The sequence below is a fragment of the Rhodoferax ferrireducens genome, from assembly GCF_049302455.1.
Lineage (GTDB): Bacteria > Pseudomonadota > Gammaproteobacteria > Burkholderiales > Burkholderiaceae_C > Rhodoferax > Rhodoferax ferrireducens_B.
The window spans coordinates 158782-179506 of record NZ_JBAQMD010000073.1; the positions used below are offsets into that span (position 1 = coordinate 158782).

Consider the following 20725-nt stretch of genomic DNA (forward strand, 5'->3'; position numbering starts at 1 on the left):
AGCCACTATGCCAAACCTCTCCATCAAAGACGTGCCCGAAGCCTGGGCCCAGGCCCTGCGCGAGCGCGCCGCGCGCAACCACCGCTCCTTGCAGGGCGAGTTGATGGCGCTGATCCAGCGCGCGGTTGAGCCGCAGGCGGGCACAGCGTCAAACGACACGGTCAACCCGGAGCCCGACAGCAGCGCCCCATCTCAGCCCATGAATCCACTGGCAGCGACGCAACGGCAAAGAACCGTGGTGGGCTTGGACCGCTTTGGCCACCCCATCATCCGGCAAGGCTGGAAAACGGTGGAGCAAGTGGTGGCGGAGCTGCGTGAAAAGCCGCATGACGCAAAGCTATGCCATGCTTTGCCCCGGGGCGTGGACATCATCCGTGAAGAGCGGGACGCCCGATGAGCCGCCCTGCCGGCGCCTTGTTTGTTGCCGAGCCACCCCAGCACTATCTGGTGCGCCCGCCGTTGGTGCTGGACTGCAGCACCCTGGCTGGGCTGGTATTTGAAGAAGACTGGCAACGCGAAGCGTTGCAGAAAATTGAAGGGCAGAGCTTGAATGCCCCCTTTTTGCTGGAAGTCGAAATCACCAGCGTGGCCCTTAAAAAACACCGCCATGGCGGCGCCGAGATAGCAGCCAGCGGCCTGGCGCTGTACGCCAGCATGACCATTGAACTGTTCGACGTGAGCGCCGTGCAAGTATTCGAGCTGGCCAAACGCTACCAGCTCAGCGCCTACGACGCCTCCTACCTCTGGCTGGCGGCTGAGCTCAAGTGCCCGCTGGCAACCTTTGACGAAAAATTGGCCGCCGCCGCGCAAGCGCACCTGAGTCAATTACCGTGATACGCCCCAAGCTTTGGGCTTTCAAGCTCAATCCCAAAGCTTGGAGCCAGGAAAGCTTTTAATCATCCCCAATTGCAGCGCCGGCCGCAAGCTGCGCCCGCAGCGTCTCCAGTTCATCGAGCAACTGCAGCGCCAGCGCGGCACCGGCCGGGTTCACGCCCAGGTCGCGTTGCAGGCGCGCCGCCACCGTGACCTGGCGGGTCTGTACGGTGGTAAAGCGCCAGTTCTCGGGCGCGCTACCCGCCAGCGGAGCCAGCGCGCCCTCCTCAATCAACTCAACAATGAAATCGGTCTGCACGGCGCAACAACGGCTGATCTCCAGCAGGGTCAACTCGCTGGCCGGTTCTGCGGTGGCGGCGCGCTTTGGCGTGGTACTCATGCGGCGGCTCCCAGTTTGGCGCGTGGCTTGAAGGATTTGAACTGTGTGGCCATGCTGCGGTAAAACGCCTGGGCCGCTTCGCTGTCGGCCGGGGGCAAGGCAATTTTCAGCACAAAGTAAAAGTCCCCGGGCGTGCGCGCCGGAATGCCACGGCCCTTCAGGCGCAGCTTGCGGCCTTCGACCGAACCAGCCGGAATCTTCAGCTCAACGAAGCCGCTCGGGGTTGGCACTTCAATTTGTGCACCCAGCGCCGCTTCCCATGGCGCTACCGGCAAATCCAGGTAAACATCATGCTTGTCGATGCGGTAGTGCGCATGTGGACGAAACTCGATTTCCAGGTACAGGTCACCCGGCGCGCCCTGCCCCATGCCGGGGTCGCCTTGACCGGCCAGGCGAATCTGCTGCCCGGCGCGCACCCCTTTGGGAATGCTGAATTCAATGGTGTGTTCGCGCGTGGCCACATGACCCTGGGCGTCCAGCGTCGGCACCTGCAGCGTGACCCGGCGCTTGGCGCCGTGGTAGGCGTCCTCCAGGTCGATCTGGATTTTGGCGTGCCGGTCCTGTCCCGGCGCATGAAAAGCGGCTCCCCCGCGCCGACCACCGCGCTGCGCGCCAAAACCGCGACTGAACAGTGACTCGAAAAAGTCGCTGTAGTCGCCGGCCTCACCTGCGCCAAATCCCGCACCGCCGGTTTCGAACCCGGCGTTCCAGTCCGGCGGCGGTCGAAACTCCTGCCCACCTTTCCAGTTGGCACCCAGTTGGTCATAGGCGGCGCGCTTTTCAGGGTCTTTCAACACCTCATAGGCCTCGCCAATTTCCTTGAAACGGGCCTCCGCGTTGGGCTCCTTGCTGACGTCGGGATGGTATTTGCGGGCCAGGGTGCGGTGCGCGCGCTTGATCTCGTCCTGCGTCGCGCTGCGCTGCAGACCCATGATCTGGTAATAGTCCTTGAATTCCACTTGCGTCCTCCCGGCCATAAATACGGCTCACCAGCGCAAGCCCGGCGCTGGCGCCGAGATTGATTGTCACCCCGCTCAAGGGCCGCGTCCATCGACGTCAGTCAGTGTGTTCCTTGCGCGCTTTTTGCACCTTCTCCAGACTGACCTTGACCTTGATCCGCTCCGCATTAACGGGCGTGCGAATGCCAAACCGCGGGTTGCTGGTCTCGCGGTAGAGATATTTGCTCACGGGCATGCCGCCCGCATTGACAATACTCACGACCTCGGGCTGGTTGGCGCGCAGGCCGCGCGCAACGACGACCGCTTTTTCTCCGTTGACCAGTTGAACATAAGTGCCCGGTGGATAAAACCCGAGCGCCGTCGCCATGGCCGAACCGATGCTGGCGGTGTCTGGCGTCGCACCCAAAAATACCGACTTCGCCGCGCCCAGGGGCGACATGGCGAGTCGTGTCTTGCGCGCCGCCATCTTGGCGACAAAACCATCCGCCAGGCGCAGCAGGCGCCGAGCCATCACGTTGTGCGCCAGCCCGTGTGACTCATTAACCTCATGGTGCCAGCGCACGATGTCCAGCTGGTCTTCGTCGCTCACCCCCATGTGCCGCAGCAGCTCGACACTTTTGCAGGGGTGTTCCCGCACCAGCACGCGCTGCGCCTCGGTCGGCAACGAGCTCTGCATGGCCAGCTTGTCCTGCTCCCGCGCCATGCCGATGTTCATGACCAGGGCGGCACGAAACAGGCTGCTGCCGGCAGACGCCGCCGTGTCCAGTTTTTCCGCGGTCAACGCACAAACCACCGCTGACAGCAGGGCATGGGTCGCACAGTAGCCCAGGCTGATGTCGGCCAGCGCCTGAAACAGGATGAACAGGCATTCATCCGGATCGCTACGAAGCAGCTCCAGCGCCCGGCTTTCGATGCCCGCCAGCCGGGGCAAGGGGTTGATGGCGGCCTCGCCCTGGTACAGCAGCCCGCGCAGAATCTCCTGCAGATCGAACCAGCCCCCCAGCACCTGGGCGCCCGACAGGTAATCGGTCTCCACGAGCTCACTGGGCAGTTCCGCTTGCATGATGGCGTCGAGATCAGCGCCCCGCTGGAGCAAGGTGTTGATCAGCCGCTCATAGCTTTTTTGCCAGGCGCGGGCATCGCTGGCGGTCATGCAGGCCTGGTGGGCATGCAGCATCTCGCGCTGCTGCTCCGACAGGATCGTCTGCCCCCGTCGCAGCAGCAGGCGCCCGTCCGGGGCCCACACGTCAACCGGCAGCGTGTTGCCGAGCTTGAGCCGGGCCACGGGAAGCATCACGTAGTCCATCACTCTGCGACCTGCACGGGGACACGCGGCGCCAGTGCGCACATCAGCTCGTAGCCCACCGTCCCGGCCGGCTGCGCCACCTCGTCAATCCCCAGCACCATGCCATTGGCGGCACGCCCCCACAAAGTGATCTCGCTGCCGATCCCAACCTGGCCGCCGGCTGCCGTCACGGCACTCAGGTCAACGGCGAGCATGTCCATGCTCACGCGGCCCACGGTGCGCGTGCGAATCCCGTTCACCAGCACCGGCGTGCCCGTGGGGCACAGGCGCGGGTAGCCGTCGGCATAGCCGCAGGCGACAACACCGACCTGGATCGGCTTGTCGGCCACAAATGTTGAGCCATATCCGACGCTAGCCCCCGTATCCAGTGCCTGAGTAGCTATTATTTTTGCAGCAAGTGTCATGCTGGGCTGCAGCCCCCAGTCAGTGGCACTGTGCTGGGGAAAGTCAGGCGCGCTGCCATAAATGGCAATGCCGGGGCGCACCCAGTCGGAGGCGACGAAGCCGTCGCCCGACTTGTCGTGCGCCTGCTTGGCGGGCGTGTGAAGCAGGGTGGCCGCGCTGTTGCTCAAGGTGCGCTCGCCCGGCAGGTCGCGCGTGACTTCGGCAAACACCGCCATCTGCTCGGTGATGCCGCGCGCGCCATCGGCGTCGCTGAAATGCGTCATCAGGGAAATTTCATCAACCTGCGGCAGGGCATTCAGACGCGTCCAGGCGGCGCGGTAGCGTTGCGGCGTAAAGCCGAGCCGGTTCATGCCGGAATTCATTTTCAGGAACACCCGTTGCGCCACCTTGGTCTTGTGGCTGGCCAGCATGTCGATCTGCTCGTCGCAGTGCACGGTGTGCCACAGGTCCAGGCGCGAGCACAGCTCCAGGTCGCGCAACTCGAACGCGCCCTCCAACAAAAGAATCGGTCCACGCCAGCCCAGCGCCCGCACGCGCTGCGCTTCGTCCAGGTCCAGCAGGGCAAAGCCGTCGGCTGCGCGCAAGCCTTCAAACACGCGCTCAATGCCATGGCCGTAGGCATTGGCCTTGACGATGGCCCAGACTTTTGCATCTGGCGCGGCCAGACGGGCGCGCGCCAGATTGTGGCGCAGTGCAGCGGTGTGAATGGTGGCTTGAATCGGGCGGGGCATGGGCACTCTGAGGTTAAAGCTTGGAGCCTGGATTTTGACACTTCGGTAGCGTGCTATAAACCCGCATCGTTCGGAGACACACCACAACAATTGCATCAGCCACTGATGCGCGCCTGTAGACAATGAAACGCGGCTTTTTTACCATCATGTCGGCGCAGTTTTTCAGCTCGCTGGCCGACAACGCCTTGTTTGTGACCGCCGTGCAATTGCTCCGAAGCAGCCACGCTCCCGAGTGGCAGCAAGCCGCTTTGGTGCCGATGTTCGCGCTGTTTTACGTGGTACTGGCGCCGTTTGTCGGGGCTTTTGCCGACTCCATGCCCAAGGGCAAGGTGATGTTGCTCAGCAACTTCATCAAGGTGCTGGGTTGCTTGTTCATGCTGTTTGGCTCGCATCCCTTGCTGGCCTACGCCATCGTGGGGCTGGGTGCGGCGGCCTATTCGCCGGCCAAATACGGCATCCTGACGGAATTGTTGCCGGCCTCGCAGCTGGTCAAGGCCAACGGCTGGATCGAGGGCCTGACCATTGCCTCCATCATTCTGGGCGTGCTGCTGGGCGGGCAACTGGTGGGGCCGGTGATAGCGCCCTGGCTCCTGGCGTTTGATGTTCCCCTGATAAACACCGGCGTGAACAACGCGCCCGAGGCCGCCATTTGCGTGCTGATTTTTGTCTATTTGCTGGCGGCCTGGTTCAACACCCATATTCCCCTGACCGGGGTGGAAATGCGGCCGATGTCGCGACGCGTCACCTCTTTGTTGCCTGATTTTTGGGCCTGTAACGTCCGTTTGTGGCGCGACAAACTGGGCCAGATTTCGCTCGCCGCCACCACGCTGATTTGGGGTGTGGCGGGCAATTTGCGCTTTATTGTGCTGGCCTGGGCGGCGGCAGCACTGGGTTACTCGGTGACGCAAGCCTCGGCCCTGCAAGGCGTGGTGGCGATTGGCATGGCGGCCGGCGCGGTCGTGGCGTCGATGCGCATGCGCCTGGAAGACGGACCCCGGGTCATCACGCTGGGTATCGTCATGGGCATCCTGATCATCCTGCTGATCTTTATCACCAACGTCTGGGTGGCGGCGCCGTTTCTGATTTTGCTGGGGGCGTTGGGCGGCTTCCTGGTGGTGCCGATGAACGCGCTGCTGCAGCATCGCGGCCACAATTTGATGGGGTCGGGACGCTCCATTGCAGTGCAAAACTTCAACGAGCAGGCCTGCATTCTGGGGCTCGGCGCGGCCTACAGCCTGTCCACCGGCTTAGGCGTGCCGACCTTCGCCGCCATCACCGGCTTTGGTCTGGTGATCGCCGGCTTCATGTGGCTGATCCGGCGCTGGCACGCGCGCAATTGCGTGGCGCATCAGGTCGAGATCGAGCATCTGCTGAACATTGCGCGCAACGACAAATTTGAGGTTTGAGGCCATTGAAGCGATTTTTCGCCGTCCGCCCTTGAGCAAAACGGCGCTGGCCGCGGCGGCACTGACGCTCAACGCCCTCGTCTGGGGGGTTTCGTGGTGGCCGTTTCGCACCTTGCAAGTCCTGGGCCTGCACCCGCTGTGGACCACAGCCCTGATTTATACCTTTGGCCTGCTGTGTCTGGCGCTGGTTCAGCCGCGCGCCTGGCGCGGCTTCTTGCGCCACCCCGAGTTGTGGTGGCTGCTGCTGGCGGCCGGGCTGACCAATGTCGGCTTCAATTGGGCGGTGACGGTGGGCGACGTGGTGCGCGTCGTCTTGCTGTTCTACCTGATGCCGGCCTGGGTCGTGCTGCTGGCCTGGCCCCTGCTGGGCGAAAAACCAAGCACCGGTTCATTGGTGCGCCTGGCATTGGCGCTGGCGGGCGTGGTGATTGTGCTCAAGACCCCGGCATCGCCCTGGCCGGTGCCCGAGAGCCTGGCCGACTGGCTGGCCCTGATGGCTGGCTTTTGTTTTGCCCTGACCAACATCCTGCTGCGCCGTCTCAACCACACGCCGGGCGAGTCGCGCGTGCTGGCCATGTTTGTGGGCGGCGCGCTGCTGGCCGGCGCTGCGGCTGTGCTGGGTTGGGGGCTGGACGTGGTGGCGCCGCTGCCGGCGCCCGAGCTGGCCTGGGTCGCCTGGGTGCTGCTGATCAGCCTGGCGTTCCTGGCAGGCAACCTGGCGCTGCAGTACGGGGCTGCCCACCTGAGCGCCAGCGCGACCTCGCTCATCATGCTGTCAGAAGTGATTTTTGCCAGCGGCTCTTCGGTGCTGCTGGGGGCCGGGACGCTGTCGGCGCGCACCCTGGTCGGCGGCGCGTTGATTCTGTTGGCATCGCTGCTGTCAGTGCTGTCGTTTCGCCCGCCTTCTTAGTCCGGCGCGCCAGGCTCCGCAGGCAGCACCGGCGCTGTCGGAGCGTATAAACTTGACTGGCCGCAATAGCCGACGATCCAGCTTTAGGAGGCCCCCCATGAAGCCCCAGTCCTCACGCGGCAGCTGCCTCTGTGGCGCTGTCCAATTCACAGCCCTGCTGCCGACCAAGTGGGTGGCGCATTGCCATTGCACACGCTGTCAGCGCGCCCATGGCGCGGCCTTCGTCACTTGGGCGGGCTTCCCATCTGAGGCCGTCGAAGTCCATGATGACCAGAACAGTCTGCGCTGGTACGTCGCCCAGGAAGGCGGATCACGCGCTTTCTGCGGCCAGTGCGGCAGCCCCATGTTCTTCAAGTCTGGACGTTGGCCCGGCGAATTGCACATTGCCAGAGCGCTGTTCCAGGATCCAATCGACCAGGAACCGCAGAGCCACGTCTTCTTTGAGACGTCTGTTCCATGGGTCACGCTGGCGGACGAGCTTCCCAGGGAAGTGAGCGAGCCCCCGCCGCAGGCTACCGTGTCCGGCGCCAACGCGACTTGATCGGAAGTGCGACACTGGCAGCCCCATTCACCCACCTGGAGCGCCCATGGGCACTGTGTACGATTTTGAGGCCCTGCAAATCAACGGCCAGCCGGTCCCTTTAAGCCGGTTCAAGGGCCAGGTCATGCTGATCGTCAACACGGCCAGTGCCTGTGGCTTCACGCCGCAATTTGCCGGTCTGGAAGAATTACACGAAACCTATGGCAACAAGGGGCTGGTGGTGCTGGGCTTCCCGTGCAATCAGTTTGGCGCGCAAGACGCCGGCAGCAACGATGAAATCGCCGAGTTCTGCCAGTTGAACTACGGCGTGAGCTTTCCCATGATGGCCAAGATCGACGTCAACGGCACGCAGGCACACCCGCTGTACCAGTGGTTGACCCAGGAGGCGCCCGGCCTGCTCGGCAGCAAGGCGATCAAATGGAATTTCACCAAGTTTTTGATCGGCAAGGACGGCGCTGTTCTCAAGCGCTATGCACCCACCGCCACGCCCGCGAGCCTGGCGAAAGATATTGAAACGGCGCTGGCGGCCTGAGCCAACTCAGTTAACGCCCCACGGCCTGATCTGGGCCAGCGCCGGCGAGGGCCGGGTCACGCGGGCATCAAACGGATGCGCCAGCGTGCCCACCGCGCGCACGATGCGCTGCACGTAGGCGCGGGTTTCCTGGTAGGGCGGCACGCCACGGTAGCGCTCCACCTTGCCCTCGCCCGCGTTGTAGGCGGCGGCCACCAAGGCAATATCGCCCTCAAAATAGGCCAGCAACCAGCGCAGGTAGGCCAGGCCACCGCGGATGTTCTGCGCCGCGTCAAACGGGTTGCGCACCTGAAAGCGCTGGCTGGTCTCGGGGATCAGCTGCATCAGGCCCTGGGCGTTCATGGGCGACAGCGCCTGGCTGTCGAAATTGGATTCGGCGGCGATGATGGCCAGCGCCAGTTGCGGCTGCACCTGGTACTGGGGTGCCATTTTCATCACCAGCTCAAAAATCTTGCGCGGCGCAATCGCGTGGTAGTCCACGCCCGGCTCCGGCACCAAGTCGGTCGCCGACGCTGGCGGCGGTGCCGGCGGGCGCAGGCACTCGGGCACGTCGGGGGTCGGTTCCCCCACAATTTTCAGCATCCGTTGGGCCGCGTCCAGCCCCTGCGCGGCGGCGGCCTGGAAAAAGTAGGCCGCCGTAGCGTCGTCGCGTGGCACGCCGCGTCCGTTGGCGTAGATCCAACCCAGGTTGTAGTGGGCTTGGGCGTCGCCCAGAGCAGCAGCCTGGCAGTACAGGGAAATGGCCAGCGGCGGGTTGCGCGGCACGCCCTCACCGTTCTCGTAGGCGATGGCCTGCTGGCGCAAGTCGACAGCGCGGGCATCCGGGGTGCTGATGCCCGGGGCGCTGTTTTGGGCCAGCACCGGCAAGGCAAGGGCGACCCCGAAAAGGGTGATCAACAGCGGACGGCGGCATCGGACCAGGGCGTGCATACGGCGCAGTGTCAGCACTTCTTGTGCTGCGCCGCTTGCGAAAACTCAACCCGGCATCGTGCGCAGGCGTTCCGCGGCCTCGCGCAGGCTGGCGGCGGTGCTGTCCCAGCCCAGGCAGGCGTCGGTAATGGAGACGCCGTAGCGCAAGTCTTGCGGGCGCGCCAGCTTTTGGTTGCCTTCGAACAGGTTGGATTCGAGCATCACGCCCTTGATCGAACGGTTGCCGTCCAGGATTTGCCCGACCACGTCTTTGAGCACCAGCGTTTGCAGCGCATGGTTTTTGCGCGAGTTGGCGTGGCTGCAATCGACCACGATGTTGACCGGCAACTTGGCCGCCTTCAGTGCGGCCTCGGCTTGCGCCACCGCCACCGAGTCGTAGTTGGGCACCGCGCCGCCGCGCAGGATCAAGTGGCCAAACGCATTGCCGCGCGTCTGCGTCAGCGCCACCTGACCGTCACCATTGATACCCAGAAACGCATGCGGCTGCGCCGCCGACAACATACCGTTCAAGGCGACGTCCAGGTCACCGTCGGTGCCGTTCTTGAAGCCGACCGGGCTCGACAGGCCGCTGGCCATTTCACGGTGCGTCTGGCTCTCGGTGGTGCGCGCGCCGATCGCGCTCCAGGCGATCAGGTCGCCCAGGTACTGCGGCGTGATCGGGTCCAGCGCCTCGGTGCCGCAGGGCAGGCCCATGTCATTGAGCTCCACCAGCAGGCGCCGCGCGATGTGCAGGCCTTCCTCGATGTCAAACGAGTCGTCCATGTGCGGGTCGTTGATCAAGCCCTTCCAGCCGACCGTGGTGCGCGGTTTTTCAAAGTACACGCGCATCACGATGAGCAGTTGGTCGGCCAACTCGTCGGCCAGCGCTTTGAGGCGCTGCGCGTAATCCTTTGCCGCGGCAATGTCGTGGATTGAGCAGGGCCCCACCACCACCAGCAAACGCGGGTCGCGTCCGCTCAGAATGCCGGCCACCGCCTGGCGTGCCGTGGTGACCGTCTGGGTGGCGCGCGTGCTAGCGGGCACATCGTCGTGCAGCTGGGCCGGCGAGAGCAAGGTGTGCTGGGACAGCACGTTCAGATTTTCAAAGGCCGAGGGGAAGGTCATGGCAGCGCCTGTTCCATAAAATTTATAAGAAATCGGGCTATAGCCCTTATTCTATATGCGTAAGCAGCTACGTTTTTCATAGTGATTTCCCGGAACTTCGTTTGACAACTCAATCCACGCCTGCAAGCCGCCGCCGGGTCGGGCTTCCAATACCACTTGCCAGCCGTTGGCGCGGGCCAGCTCTCTGACAATCGCCAGCCCCAAACCTGATCCGCCCGTGGCCGGGCTGCGTGAGGCATCCAGCCGGTGAAAGGGCTCAAACACCGCCGCCAACTGATCCGGCGCAATGCCCGGGCCACGGTCCAGCACACCAATGCGGCATTGTTGACCCGCCAGCATGGCCACCAGTTCCACCGGCGAACCCGGTGCATAACGCTGGGCGTTTTGCAGCAGGTTACCGATGGCGCGCTGCAAGGCGGTGGGGGCGATATCCCATTGGCACGGCGGGCAGCTCACCGTGACCGGGCTGGCTGGCGTTGAAAAGTCCGCTGCGATCTGACGCAAAAAGTCCGGCAGGTCGGTGCGTACCGGCTTCTCATGCGCCAGCCCACGCGCCAGGTCCAGCACATTGCCAATCAAACGGTTCATCTGGTCAATGTCGCGCTCAAGGCGGTCGATCAGTTTGGGGTCCGGCTTGTCTTTCAGCAATTCAAGGGCGAGGCGCATGCGCGCCAGCGGGGTGCGCAGGTCATGCGACACCCCGGCCAGCAAAGTGGTGCGGGCGGAGAGCAGCTCATGCACCTGTTGCGCCATGGCGTTAAAGCGCCGGCTCAAAGCCGCCATCTCGCGCGGCCCGGTCTCAGGCAGCAGCGTCGGGCTACCACCCTGCCCGATCAGCGCGCTGGCGGCTTCGAGTTGCGCCAGCGGCCGGGTCAGGCGGCGCGCCAGCCAGAGGGCGACACCAAAGGCGAAGATCAAACCAACCAGCAGCGCGATGAAAAAGGCACTCAAGGGCTTGCTGTCGACGCGGGTCGCCGACAAACCCACCGCCAACAGGCCACTGCCGGTCGACACGTTCGCCCAGTACCAGATGCCACTGTCCAGCGTTTCACTGCGCAGATGTTGCTGCAGGCCGGTGCGGCGATTCAAAGCGTCTTCCAGCACATAAAAGTAGGGCGGATGCCATTCGTCACGCCCGATGCCGGGCCGGTCTGCACGCAGCGCCAGCGCGTGGCTTTTGAGCAGCTCTTCTTCAAATGCCGGGCGGGTTTGGGGGGGCAATTCAGCCCAGGTCTGCGCCGACAACACCATCAGCCCGGCCAGGTCGTCCGCAGAACGCCGTGCCAGCGGCAGCAAGACCCAGAACGCAAACAGGGTGATGGTCAGCAGCTCGATCAGCACAAAAGCAATCGCCAGCGCCAAGGTGTTTTGGCGCGCCAGACTGGGGGCTGCTTTCAAGGCTGGCCACCCCGGGGATTAAAAAGATAACCCTCCCCGCGCACGGTACGAATAAACACCGGCGCCGCGGGTTCAGGCTCAATCTTGCGCCGCAGCCGGGTGACGCGGTTGTCGATGCTGCGGTCAAACGGGTCGCGCTCGTAGCCGCGCAACATGTCCACCAGCGTGTCGCGCGAGAGCACGCGGTTCGGGTGCGCCACCAGAGCGGCCAACAGCTCGTATTCGGCACTGGTCAGCGCGACTTCCTGACCCTCCCGCAACAGTCGGTGGCCCAGGGTGTCGAGCGCAAAAGGGCCAAAACGGGGCGGCACTGCCGGTGCGGCCGACTCGGGCTCTGGTGCATGGCTGCGGCGCAGCAGCGCGCGCAGCCGTGCCAGCAGTTCACGTGGGCCAAAGGGCTTGGCGAGGTAATCGTCAGCGCCGACTTCCAGGCCAATGACGCGGTCAAGTTCTTCGCCGCGTGCTGACAGCATCAGGATCGGCACCGACGATTTGGCCCTCAGGGCACGCGTCAGCGCCAGGCCGTCTTCACCCGGCAGCATCAAATCCAGCACGATGGCATCGGGCACCGTCTCGTTGAGAGCCGCCCACATGGCCGCGCCGTCGCCAGCACTTGCCACCACAAAGCCGTTGGCACCCAGATAAGTGGCGAGCAGGTCGCGCAGGTCCGGGTCGTCGTCGACCACAAGAATATGGGGGTTGGTCAGGGCGTTCATGGTAGATTTTGAGGCAGTTTACGCCGTGCCCCGGCGCTTTGAACGCGCCTGACACCTGGCGATACCCACTGCGACAAACAGAGACACAACCAGGCTTTTCTGACATCCTGCCGCGACACGCACGCTGGACCATACACACACCCGGAAAACAAACACCATGAACACCCGTACTTTGATCTCCTCCTTGCTGCTTGTGACCTTTGTGTCTGGCATTGGTGCTCAGTCCCTACCAAGGGACTCGGAGCCATTGCCAAGCCGTCCGTTGAATCTGTCGGTGCGCAAACCAATTGCGCCGGCGGCTGATCCCACGGTACGACTGGTTGACAAAGAGGGCCAAGTCACAAGCCAGGTTCAGCCTGGCAGTGCCAGCAGCCTTGAGGATGTCGATGCAGCCGTTGTCATGCCTTACGGTGCTGGCTATGAGAATCGCCAGCAGGGTAAGGCGTCTGGCAACAGCGGCAGCAGTGGAAGCGGCAGCAGTGGAAGCAGCGGAAGTGGAAGCGGCGGAAGCGGAAGCGGAAGCGGCGGCATGGGCGGCGGCATGGGCGGTGGCAGTGGTGGTGGCCGGGGCGGCGCAGGCCGTGGACGTTAGTCGGTTTTTTTAATCTTTAAGGAACATCATCATGAAATCGTCAAAAGTATTTTTGCTTGCAGTAGCCACCACATTTGCCATGGGTGCGGCCTACGCAAGGGGCCCGGCAAATGCGCAAGGCGCTGCCATGGGCGGCGGGCAAGCCAGGGCGGCCAGCTCTGGCTTTGGGGTAGGCACTGCAACGCAAGCACAAACTCGGTCACAAACCCGGTCACAAACCCAGGCGCAAGCTCAGTCACAAACCCGGGCACAGCTTCATACACCGGGCACGGGCCTGGCCGACCCAACGCTGCGCACTGGCCCGGCCGGGGCGGTGGGAACACCCCGCGGGATTCACACGCCGGGCACGGGTCTGACAACGAGCACCGTCCCGACGACACCCGCCGCTGTTGCCGAATAAGGTCAGCCAGCGAAGCATTGAACGCAGGGCCTGTTGGGCCCTGCTTTTTTTTCAGATCGCCAAGATATTTGTAGAAAACAGCGCGCTAGCCCCCGTGGAATAAGCGCAAGCAGCTCCTGTTTCTATAGTTATCTTTCTAGCTATTTCTGCAGCGCCTCGTCCAGCACTTCGATCCAGTGGCGCACCGGGATCGCGGTGCCGCTTTGCAAGTGCGTGATGCAGCCGATGTTGGCCGAGACGATGACATCGGGTGCTGCCGCGCCAAAGGTGGTGTTCAGGTGCCCGAGCTTGCGCGCCAGCAGTTGATGGGACAAATCCGGATTCAGCACGGAATAAGTACCCGCCGAGCCGCAGCACAGGTGCGCCTCGAAACCGGTCACTTTGATGTTGAAACCCAACTCGCCCAGGTAACGCTCGACGCCGCCGCGCAATTGCTGGCCGTGTTGCAGGCTGCACGGCGGGTGAAAGGCCATGGCCCCGGCCTGTTTTGACACCTGCGGTGAGACTCGGCTGCGCAATTTTTCACTCAGCTCGGGCAGCCATTCGCTCACGTCCTGCGTCAGGGCGCTGATGCGGGCGGCTTTTTCCGCATAGGCGGGGTCATCCCGCAGGATGTGGCCGTATTCCTTGACCGTGACGCCACAGCCCGAGGCGTTCATGACGATGGCCTCGACCCCGGCATGGCCGTCGTGGCCTTGCAGATACGGCCACCAGGCGTCGATGTTGGCGCGCATTTCCATCATGCCGCCATCCTGGTCGTTCAGGTGAAATTTCACCGCACCACAACAACCGGCTTTCGGTGCGATCACGCACTGGACACCGGCCGCGTCAAACACCCGCGCCGTGGCGTGGTTGATGTTGGGTGCCATGGCCGGTTGCACACAACCCGCCAGCAGCAGCACCTGGCGCGCGTGTTCGCGCGTGGGCCAATCGCCCGCGCTTTGCTTGGCGGGCACCTTGGCTTGCAGGGCGGCAGGCAGCAAGGGCCGCACCATTTGGCCCAGCGCCATGGCGGGGGCGAACAGCGGTGACGGCAAGCCCTCTTTGAGTACCCAGCGCAGGGCACGCTCACCGGCCGGGCGGGGCACTTTGGCATCGACCAGCTTGCGCCCGATGTCGAGCAGATGGCCGTACTGCACGCCGCTGGGGCAGGTGCTTTCGCAACTCCGACAGGTCAGGCAACGGTCCAGATGTAATTGTGTCTTGCGCGTCGGCGTGGCGCCTTCAAGCACCTGTTTCATCAGGTAGATGCGCCCACGCGGGCCGTCCAGCTCGTCACCGAGCAACTGGTAGGTCGGGCAGGTGGCGGTACAAAAACCGCAGTGCACGCACTTGCGCAGGATGGCTTCGGCAGCCAGACCGTCGGCCGTGGCCAGGTATTCAGGGGCGAGTTGAGTTTGCATCGGGGTACATCCGGCCACGGTTGAAGATACCGGCCGGGTCAAACTCGGCCTTGAGGCGCTGGTGGATCTGGGCCAGCACCGGAGTTAATGGATGAAAACGGGCTGTAGCCCCCGTTTTATCTGCGTCAGGCGCTCTGAAAAGCATAGCATTTCCGCCCACATCGGTCGCCGCCTGGCGCAGTTGCGCTTGGCTTGAGAGCGGCGCCCAGAGCCAGCGCAGGCCGCCATGCCACTCGATCAGGGGCGCGTAGGGCAAGGCCAGCGCGGGCGCAGTGGGCGGCAAGGACAGGCGCCACAAGCCCAGGTCGGGCGCGGGCGGCTGGAAGAACGGCAGGGTTTGGTCGCGGCAAGCGTCCCAGTCGGGGCCGGCTTGCGCGTTGTCCAGGCGCATGGCCTCACCGCCTGCGGCTTGCAGGTCGGCCAGCAGGCGCGGGCAGGCCGCCGCGACCGCCGCGCTGGCGCCACGCAAGCGCACAAACAAGGTGTCACGCGCCGGGCTGACGCTGTCGTCATGCACCCAGCAACTGGCGTTCAAGGGCAGCGGCTGGCCGCCCCAGTGCTGCAGCAAATCAAGGGCGGCTTGCTGCGCGATGCCGCCCGCCATCAAAGTGGCCTCCAACGGTGCCACCGGCAACACTTTGAGTGAGATTTCAGTCAGCACGCCGAGCGTGCCCAGGGCGCCCACCATCAGGCGCGAGACGTCGTAGCCCGCCACGTTTTTGATCACCTGGCCGCCAAACGTGAGCAACTCGGCGCGGCCGTTGAGCAGTTTGACGCCCAGCACATAGTCGCGCACGCCGCCGACGCTGGCACGGGCCGGGCCGCTCAGGCCAGCGGCCACCATGCCGCCGACGGTGGCACCGCTTGGACCGGCGCCGGGCTGCGCGAAGTGGGGCGGCTCAAACGCCAGGCACTGGCCTTTTTCAGCCAGCACGGCTTCCAGCTCGCTCAAAGGCGTGCCCGCACGCACGGTGACCACCAGCTCGCTGGGCTCGTAGCTGATGATGCCGCTCAAGCCGGTGAGGTCGAGCAACTCGCCTTGCAGCGACTGGCCATAGAAGTCTTTGCTGCCGCCCGCACGAATACGCAAGGGGGTGCGGTGGGCAGCGGCGGCGCGAATGCGCTCGGTGATTTGATGCAGTGGGTCCATAGGGTGCAGGCCGGAGATGGTGTGTTGGGAGGTAGTGCCAATGGTAAGGGTTAGTCGACGAAGAAGTTGACCGGCAGGCCGGGGACGCTGACGCGCATGGCAAACACGCAGCCCGACTCGGGAAAGTGGGCCAACTCGGCCGCACCGCGGCCATGGCGCGCCGAGGTGACAAACAGCGTCTGCAGGTCCTCGCCGCCAAAGCAGGGCATGGTCGGGCATTGCGCGGGCACGGCGAACTCGGCCAACAGGCTGCCGTCGGGTGCCAGCTGGCAGACGCGACGGCCCTCGTACATGGCCACCCAGTAATTGCCAAGCACGTCAACGGCAGCGCCATCCGGGCGACCCTGGTAGCCGCCGTTGTTCGCCGCGCCGTCAAACTGCCAGCCCGGCGGCTTGGGCGCGAAGCGGGCGAAGTTGCGCTGGCCCGTCAGGCAGTTGCGCGCCAGGTCGTAATCCCAGGCCTGGATGGCATGGCTGGGGGTGTCGGCCCAGTACAGGGTGCGGTCATCCGGGCTCCAGGCCAGGCCGTTGGCGGTGGTGGCGGGCAGCACGGTTTGATCGAGCTGGCGCTGAATCTGCGGCGCGGCGCCCGCGCGGCAGTCCAGGCAATAGAGCGCGGCATTACGCGCCACCCGGGTCTCGTCCAGCGTGCCAATCCAGAAGCGCCCCAGCGCGTCGCACTTGCCGTCATTGGCGCGCAGGTGCTGCGGGTCGTAGTCGAGCGTGGCGATGTGTTGCAGCGGCCCACCCCATTCGCGGGCGCGAAACACGCCATGGCGCAACGCAATCACCAGGCCGCCACCGGCCGCGGGCGCGATGCAGCCGGGCTCACTGGGCATGGTCCAGGTCTCAACCGGGCTCAGACCGGGCTGGGTGCGCAGGATTTTCCGGCCCGCAATATCGACCCAATACAGCCGTTGTTCGTGCGGGTGCCAAAACGGCGATTCGCCCAGGATGCAGGGTTGCGGGGTGACGGTTTGCCAGCTCATAGTCCAGGAGTGTCATGGTGGGTTTTGCGGGTGACCATTGTGCCTTGTTGCGCCGGCCGGATTGAATGGGCGCCTAGAATCTCCCCGCGCGTTTGCAGCATAAAACCGGGGTCCTGCCGTTATGACAACTGAAGATATCAGCTTCACTGACTTCATCGCTTCATCGATTCACGACATGAAGAATTCGCTGAATGTTCAGGTCAATGGCCTGGAAACCATCGCCGACGCCTGTCGAGCCCGCTTTGATAACGACACCCTGGCGGCACTCGGGCCCATCATCCACCAGGCGCACCGCATGAACGCCAACCTGATCCAGCTGCTCAGCCTCTACAAGCTTGGCAAATCGATTTACCCGATGGACATTGCCGAACAGTCGGTCGCCGATGTGATTGCGGAAACCCTGCTGCACAACCGCTCGGTGATGGAGTTCAAGGGCATCACGATGGACGTGGATTGCGACGAGGGCTGCTACTGGTATTTTGACCGCGACCTGGTGACCGGCATCTTGCTCAACGCCTTGAACAACGCTTACAGCTACACCACCGACAAGATTCGCATCGCCGCCCGCATTGAAGGCGGGTTCCTGGAGCTGCGGGTCGAAGACAACGGCCGGGGTTACCCCGACACCATGCTGCAAAGCGACGGTGTGGCGGCCAACAAGGGGGTCAATTTTTCAAGCGGCAGCACCGGCCTGGGGTTTTATTTTTCCTCCCGCGTGGCCCAGATGCACAAAAACGGCGCTCGGCAGGGCTCGCTCACAATAGAAAACGGCGGCGCTTATGGCGGTGGTTGTTTTGTCGTGCGACTGCCCTAGCCCACCTTGACGAGACCCTGACAATGACTTTTTCACTCCCGCAAGCCAACACCTTGATCATTGACGATTTCCAGGGCATGCGCACCATGCTGCGGGACTTCGTCCGGCTCATGGGCGTCACCCGAATCGACACCGCCAGCAATGGCCATGAGGCCATCAACCAGCTCAGCGCCAACAAATATGACATCGTTATTTGCGATTACAACCTCGGACCCGGCGCCAACGGGCAGCAGGTGCTGGAGGAGGCCAAGCTGCGCAATTTTGTCGGCGTGTCCACCATCTGGGTCATGGTCACGGCCGAAAAAACAACCGACATGGTGATGGGGGCGGCGGAGGTCAAGCCCGACGACTATCTGCTCAAACCGATCAACCAGGTGCTGCTGCAAAGCCGTCTGGAAAAACTGATCGCGCGCAAGCAGTCGCTCGGTGCGATCGAGGCCGCCATCCGGACGCAGGACTACAGCGCTGCCATCGCTCTGTGCGATCAGCAGTTGAATGCGCGCGCAGTCAATCCGCAGGAAGTTTTGCGCATCAAGAGCGACTTGCTGCTGACCCTGGGCGACTACCCGGCCGCGCGGACACTGTTCGAGTCGGTGCTGGCATTGCGCAGTGTGGCATGGGCCAAGACCGGCCTGGGCAAGGTCTTGTTTTACAGCCAGGACTATGCCGGTGCGGTGCAGTTGTTTCAGCAGGTGCTGCAGGAAAACCGGATGTACATGGAGGCGGCCGACTGGCTGGCCAAGACCCTCGACGCGATGGGGGACAGCGCACAAGCCCAGCAAGTATTAGAGGACGCGGTGCAACTGTCGCCCAACTCGCCGATCCGCCAAAAGACCCTCGGCGACACGGCCTACCGCAATGGCGCGCTTGATGTGGCGCAGGCGGCGTTCGAGAAGACCATCAAGATCAGCGAGTTTTCTCCCCACAAGAACCCGGCGGTGTACGCCCGGCTGGCGCGGGTCTTCTCGGACCAGGACTCCCCTGAAGAAGCGCTGAACATCCTCAAACGCAGCAAAGCCGATTTCCGATACAACCCGGCCGCCGCCCTGCAAACGGCGGCGGCCGAGAGCCTGGTCTATCAAAAAATGGGGCAAGTGCAGAAAGCCGAAGCGGCCATGATGGATGCCGAGCGACTGATGGAACAACTGGCCGACAAGGTCAGCCCCGAGATGACGATGGAGGTGGCCAAAGCGCAGTTCAAGCTGGGGAAGAAGGACAAGGCGTGCGGCTTGCTCCGGGACCTGGTCAAAAACAACCATGAAGACGCCGAACTCTCCAGGCAGATCGGCGCCGTCTTTGAGGGCGAAAATATGGCGGAAGAGGGCCAGACCCTCATCAAGGCCTCGCGCAATGAAGTCATCGACATCAACAACCAGGGCGTCACGCTGGCCAAGCAAGGCGACTTCCAGCAAGCGGTCAAACTATTGCGAACTGCCGCCCAGCAGCTGCCCCATAACGAAGTGATCAGTGTGAACCTGTGCGGCTTGCTGATTGGCCTGATGCAACAAAAAGGCAAGACCGAGGACCTGGTTCTTGAAACCAGAGAGCTGCTCGGTCGCGTGCGCGAAATGAACCCGGTCAACCAGAAATACCGTGCCTATGCGCTCGCGCTGGCCCGTCTGACGAACGAGCACTAGCGCTGGTTGAGCGGTCGCTGAGTTCCCGTTGCCAACATGGCCGTTTGAAATTTGATTGACCGGGACGCAGCGGGAGCGGTCTCTGGAGTACGACCGAGTCCTGAGTTTTGAATTACGCTTTCATAACTTTGGCTACAAGTGCAACAGCGTCACCAAAATTAGCCTTTACGAAGTAAATGTTTTTCCGCCCTGCATTGGCTTTCCATTCGTCAAATTCCATTCGATCGTTCTCGGTCACCCCATAGTAGTAAATGTCCGCTCGACTAGCGGCAAGAGTGCCCCAGACGTGATCGTCAAGTGAGTAGATTCGCGTGCCTATGATGCCCACTTTCCTGGCGCTCAGCACCGCTGCTGTCCATTGCTTTTGCTGCGCATTCACGTAGGCCGGGCAGACTTTTTTCTTTTTCCCCTCGGCATACATCGCGATGGCTGGTGCTAGGCTATCCTGAGTGAGACATTTTTGGATCGTGTCGTATTGATTTAGCGGTAACACCGGTGCCTCAATATCGACACTGAATCCCGAGAATGTGCAACCTTTTAACTGATTACTACCTGTGTTCGGCCAAAAATTACTGGATCCATGAATCTTTAATAGGCGAACGCTACCGGCTGAATTTTCAGAACTGTAAGTTGTTTTCAGATGAAGTGCCCCTGCTGAGAGTTCAAATAAAAGATCATAGTTAAGGCTGGAAAAAATAACTCGTTGATGCCCCACCGCGCGGATCAATCGCAAATAAGCACTTTTCGGCCCGGGTGTGAATTCTGCCAAGTAATGTGCAAGTTCCCGTTGAAATCGCATGACATTACCGTTGACATGTTCTTCAAATGCAGCCATTCCCAATTCGAAACGCTCGCGGAATTTGGCCTTCAGCGCTTCGGGTAACGTTGCTGCTTGACTACTCCTTGCCTCCAGCGCTGCAAACAGTTTGTCGCCCAGAGGAGGGGTATGCGGGATCGCGTCGATGCTCCCGAAACTGGCGCCAGCGCCAAGCAAAATTAGTCGAGTCATGTTCGTTCGTGTTCGGCGTGGATATGAAGACGTTACCAAGTACAGGCCCGCGTTGAATCTCTATTTCGTAACGATTAGACCACTTGGTGTGAATCGGAATTTCCCAATTAAATTACGCTGCTGATTGACCGGTTGAATCCAAGAGCGGTTGCAGTCATTCGGGACGCCTGCCAAATTTGCTCCGCGATTCAGAACGTAGCCCCGGAATCGACCACCAGTGCGACGTCAGGTCTGCCAGAATATTGATATACGGTTAACAAGCTGTGGAAACGGCGCAAACAAGGCTACAAGCTGCCTTCAGGAGGATTTGATGGTCAACTTATGGAGCAGCGTCCAACTCATAGAGCACATTGGACTAACCCGCTGACGCGCGAACTGGTTCGCCAGTCCAGCAGGCTACCTCGGACTTTTCAGCAATCTCCTTTTGCAGGACGATGGACTCGCTGCTCGCAGCACTTCATCCCTTCAATACGTAAAGGAGCATTGCCATGACACCGCGACGCCAGCGGATGCTCGAAGACATGAGCATCCGCAACCTCGCCGAGAACACCCAGCAGTCGTACCTTCAGCAGATCTCGTC

22 protein-coding genes are annotated in these 20725 nt (G+C 62.6%); 10 read left to right on the forward strand and 12 right to left on the reverse strand.

Annotated features, from left to right (window positions below; genetic code table 11):
* The first annotated feature begins 7 nt into the window (after positions 1-7).
* Positions 8-397, forward strand: a complete 390-nt coding sequence (locus WA157_RS13545; RefSeq protein WP_422621459.1) for a FitA-like ribbon-helix-helix domain-containing protein — start codon at positions 8-10, stop codon at positions 395-397.
* Positions 394-834, forward strand: coding sequence for a type II toxin-antitoxin system VapC family toxin (locus WA157_RS13550; protein ID WP_422621460.1), 441 nt, complete (start codon positions 394-396; stop codon positions 832-834). Before WA157_RS13545 ends, WA157_RS13550 begins: the two co-directional genes overlap by 4 nt.
* 58 nt (positions 835-892) lie before the next feature.
* Here WA157_RS13550 and WA157_RS13555 read toward each other — a convergent pair whose 3' ends face one another.
* The 4 genes from WA157_RS13555 to alr form a co-directional block, all read right to left on the reverse strand.
* Entirely contained in the window at positions 893-1213 is a 321-nt protein-coding gene (locus WA157_RS13555; protein ID WP_422621461.1) for a chaperone modulator CbpM, read from the reverse strand.
* Complete coding sequence (locus WA157_RS13560; RefSeq protein ID WP_422621462.1) at positions 1210-2172, reverse strand: DnaJ C-terminal domain-containing protein; 963 nt, start codon at positions 2170-2172, stop codon at positions 1210-1212. Before WA157_RS13560 ends, WA157_RS13555 begins: the two co-directional genes overlap by 4 nt.
* A 97-nt stretch (positions 2173-2269) precedes the next feature.
* Positions 2270-3478 (reverse strand): hypothetical protein, encoded by a 1209-nt coding sequence (locus WA157_RS13565; protein WP_422621463.1) that lies wholly within the window; start codon positions 3476-3478, stop codon positions 2270-2272.
* Entirely contained in the window at positions 3478-4614 is a 1137-nt protein-coding gene (alr, locus tag WA157_RS13570) for an alanine racemase (protein WP_422621464.1), read from the reverse strand. Before alr ends, WA157_RS13565 begins: the two co-directional genes overlap by 1 nt.
* A gap of 122 nt (positions 4615-4736) precedes the next feature.
* Here alr and lplT point away from each other — a divergent pair, with 122 nt between their 5' ends.
* The 4 genes from lplT (at position 4737) to WA157_RS13590 (ending at position 8003) form a co-directional block, all read left to right on the forward strand.
* Positions 4737-6020, forward strand: coding sequence for a lysophospholipid transporter LplT (gene lplT / locus WA157_RS13575; RefSeq protein ID WP_422621465.1), 1284 nt, complete (start codon positions 4737-4739; stop codon positions 6018-6020).
* 31 nt (positions 6021-6051) lie between these two features.
* Positions 6052-6930, forward strand: coding sequence for a DMT family transporter (locus WA157_RS13580; RefSeq protein ID WP_422621466.1), 879 nt, complete (start codon positions 6052-6054; stop codon positions 6928-6930).
* Positions 6931-7027: 97 nt separating this feature from the next.
* Positions 7028-7471, forward strand: coding sequence for a GFA family protein (locus WA157_RS13585; protein ID WP_422621467.1), 444 nt, complete (start codon positions 7028-7030; stop codon positions 7469-7471).
* 46 nt (positions 7472-7517) lie between these two features.
* Complete coding sequence (locus tag WA157_RS13590; protein WP_422621468.1) at positions 7518-8003, forward strand: glutathione peroxidase; 486 nt, start codon at positions 7518-7520, stop codon at positions 8001-8003.
* A 6-nt stretch (positions 8004-8009) separates the two neighbouring features.
* Here WA157_RS13590 and WA157_RS13595 read toward each other — a convergent pair whose 3' ends face one another.
* From WA157_RS13595 to WA157_RS13610, 4 genes are read right to left on the reverse strand one after another with little or no spacing between them, the layout of a single operon-like run.
* Positions 8010-8951 carry a transglycosylase SLT domain-containing protein gene (locus WA157_RS13595; RefSeq protein WP_422621469.1) on the reverse strand — a complete coding sequence of 314 codons (942 nt, stop codon included), beginning with the start codon at positions 8949-8951 and terminating at the stop codon, positions 8010-8012.
* Positions 8952-8978: 27 nt separating this feature from the next.
* Complete coding sequence (locus tag WA157_RS13600; protein ID WP_422621470.1) at positions 8979-10037, reverse strand: 3-deoxy-7-phosphoheptulonate synthase; 1059 nt, start codon at positions 10035-10037, stop codon at positions 8979-8981.
* A 51-nt stretch (positions 10038-10088) separates the two neighbouring features.
* Entirely contained in the window at positions 10089-11435 is a 1347-nt protein-coding gene (locus tag WA157_RS13605; protein WP_422621471.1) for a HAMP domain-containing sensor histidine kinase, read from the reverse strand.
* Positions 11432-12151 (reverse strand): response regulator, encoded by a 720-nt coding sequence (locus tag WA157_RS13610; protein ID WP_422621472.1) that lies wholly within the window; start codon positions 12149-12151, stop codon positions 11432-11434. Before WA157_RS13610 ends, WA157_RS13605 begins: the two co-directional genes overlap by 4 nt.
* A gap of 157 nt (positions 12152-12308) precedes the next feature.
* On the opposite strand from WA157_RS13610, the gene WA157_RS13615 reads away from it, so the two are divergent.
* Both WA157_RS13615 and WA157_RS13620 read left to right on the forward strand, forming a co-directional pair.
* Positions 12309-12743: a hypothetical protein gene (locus tag WA157_RS13615; protein WP_422621473.1), complete on the forward strand. Its 435-nt coding sequence runs from the start codon at positions 12309-12311 to the stop codon at positions 12741-12743.
* Positions 12744-12774: 31 nt separating this feature from the next.
* A complete protein-coding gene (locus tag WA157_RS13620) occupies positions 12775-13143 on the forward strand; it encodes a hypothetical protein (protein WP_422621474.1) in 369 nt (122 codons plus the stop codon).
* Between the two features lie 140 nt (positions 13144-13283).
* Here WA157_RS13620 and glcF read toward each other — a convergent pair whose 3' ends face one another.
* From glcF to WA157_RS13635, 3 genes are read right to left on the reverse strand one after another with little or no spacing between them, the layout of a single operon-like run.
* Positions 13284-14546, reverse strand: coding sequence for a glycolate oxidase subunit GlcF (glcF, locus tag WA157_RS13625; protein WP_422621475.1), 1263 nt, complete (start codon positions 14544-14546; stop codon positions 13284-13286).
* Positions 14524-15696, reverse strand: a complete 1173-nt coding sequence (glcE, locus tag WA157_RS13630) for a glycolate oxidase subunit GlcE (protein WP_422621476.1) — start codon at positions 15694-15696, stop codon at positions 14524-14526. Before glcE ends, glcF begins: the two co-directional genes overlap by 23 nt.
* A 50-nt stretch (positions 15697-15746) precedes the next feature.
* Positions 15747-16685, reverse strand: coding sequence for an SMP-30/gluconolactonase/LRE family protein (locus tag WA157_RS13635; protein WP_422621477.1), 939 nt, complete (start codon positions 16683-16685; stop codon positions 15747-15749).
* A 121-nt stretch (positions 16686-16806) separates the two neighbouring features.
* Between WA157_RS13635 and WA157_RS13640 the strand changes: the two genes are divergently transcribed.
* Both WA157_RS13640 and WA157_RS13645 read left to right on the forward strand, forming a co-directional pair.
* Positions 16807-17499, forward strand: coding sequence for a sensor histidine kinase (locus tag WA157_RS13640; RefSeq protein ID WP_422621478.1), 693 nt, complete (start codon positions 16807-16809; stop codon positions 17497-17499).
* Between the two features lie 23 nt (positions 17500-17522).
* A complete protein-coding gene (locus WA157_RS13645) occupies positions 17523-19136 on the forward strand; it encodes a tetratricopeptide repeat protein (protein ID WP_422621479.1) in 1614 nt (537 codons plus the stop codon).
* Positions 19137-19248: 112 nt separating this feature from the next.
* On the opposite strand, the gene WA157_RS13650 is transcribed toward WA157_RS13645, so the two are convergent.
* On the reverse strand, positions 19249-20145 hold the full coding sequence (locus WA157_RS13650; RefSeq protein WP_422621480.1) for a hypothetical protein: 897 nt from the start codon (positions 20143-20145) through the stop codon (positions 19249-19251).
* Positions 20146-20725 lie beyond the last annotated feature (580 nt).

Bases quoted from the DNA above. Each gene is read 5' to 3' on its own strand.
- WA157_RS13545 (WP_422621459.1), top strand. From the start codon at position 8: ATGCCAAACCTCTCCATCAAAGACGTGCCCGAAGCCTGGGCCCAGGCC.
- WA157_RS13550 (WP_422621460.1), top strand. From the start codon at position 394: ATGAGCCGCCCTGCCGGCGCCTTGTTTGTTGCCGAGCCACCCCAGCAC.
- WA157_RS13555 (WP_422621461.1), bottom strand. From the start codon at position 1,213: ATGAGTACCACGCCAAAGCGCGCCGCCACCGCAGAACCGGCCAGCGAG.
- WA157_RS13565 (WP_422621463.1), bottom strand. From the start codon at position 3,478: ATGGACTACGTGATGCTTCCCGTGGCCCGGCTCAAGCTCGGCAACACG.
- alr (WP_422621464.1), bottom strand. From the start codon at position 4,614: ATGCCCCGCCCGATTCAAGCCACCATTCACACCGCTGCACTGCGCCAC.
- lplT (WP_422621465.1), top strand. From the start codon at position 4,737: ATGAAACGCGGCTTTTTTACCATCATGTCGGCGCAGTTTTTCAGCTCG.
- WA157_RS13585 (WP_422621467.1), top strand. From the start codon at position 7,028: ATGAAGCCCCAGTCCTCACGCGGCAGCTGCCTCTGTGGCGCTGTCCAA.
- WA157_RS13590 (WP_422621468.1), top strand. From the start codon at position 7,518: ATGGGCACTGTGTACGATTTTGAGGCCCTGCAAATCAACGGCCAGCCG.
- WA157_RS13600 (WP_422621470.1), bottom strand. From the start codon at position 10,037: ATGACCTTCCCCTCGGCCTTTGAAAATCTGAACGTGCTGTCCCAGCAC.
- WA157_RS13610 (WP_422621472.1), bottom strand. From the start codon at position 12,151: ATGAACGCCCTGACCAACCCCCATATTCTTGTGGTCGACGACGACCCG.
- WA157_RS13615 (WP_422621473.1), top strand. From the start codon at position 12,309: ATGAACACCCGTACTTTGATCTCCTCCTTGCTGCTTGTGACCTTTGTG.
- WA157_RS13620 (WP_422621474.1), top strand. From the start codon at position 12,775: ATGAAATCGTCAAAAGTATTTTTGCTTGCAGTAGCCACCACATTTGCC.
- glcF (WP_422621475.1), bottom strand. From the start codon at position 14,546: ATGCAAACTCAACTCGCCCCTGAATACCTGGCCACGGCCGACGGTCTG.
- glcE (WP_422621476.1), bottom strand. From the start codon at position 15,696: ATGGACCCACTGCATCAAATCACCGAGCGCATTCGCGCCGCCGCTGCC.
- WA157_RS13635 (WP_422621477.1), bottom strand. From the start codon at position 16,685: ATGAGCTGGCAAACCGTCACCCCGCAACCCTGCATCCTGGGCGAATCG.
- WA157_RS13640 (WP_422621478.1), top strand. From the start codon at position 16,807: ATGACAACTGAAGATATCAGCTTCACTGACTTCATCGCTTCATCGATT.
- WA157_RS13645 (WP_422621479.1), top strand. From the start codon at position 17,523: ATGACTTTTTCACTCCCGCAAGCCAACACCTTGATCATTGACGATTTC.
- WA157_RS13650 (WP_422621480.1), bottom strand. From the start codon at position 20,145: ATGACTCGACTAATTTTGCTTGGCGCTGGCGCCAGTTTCGGGAGCATC.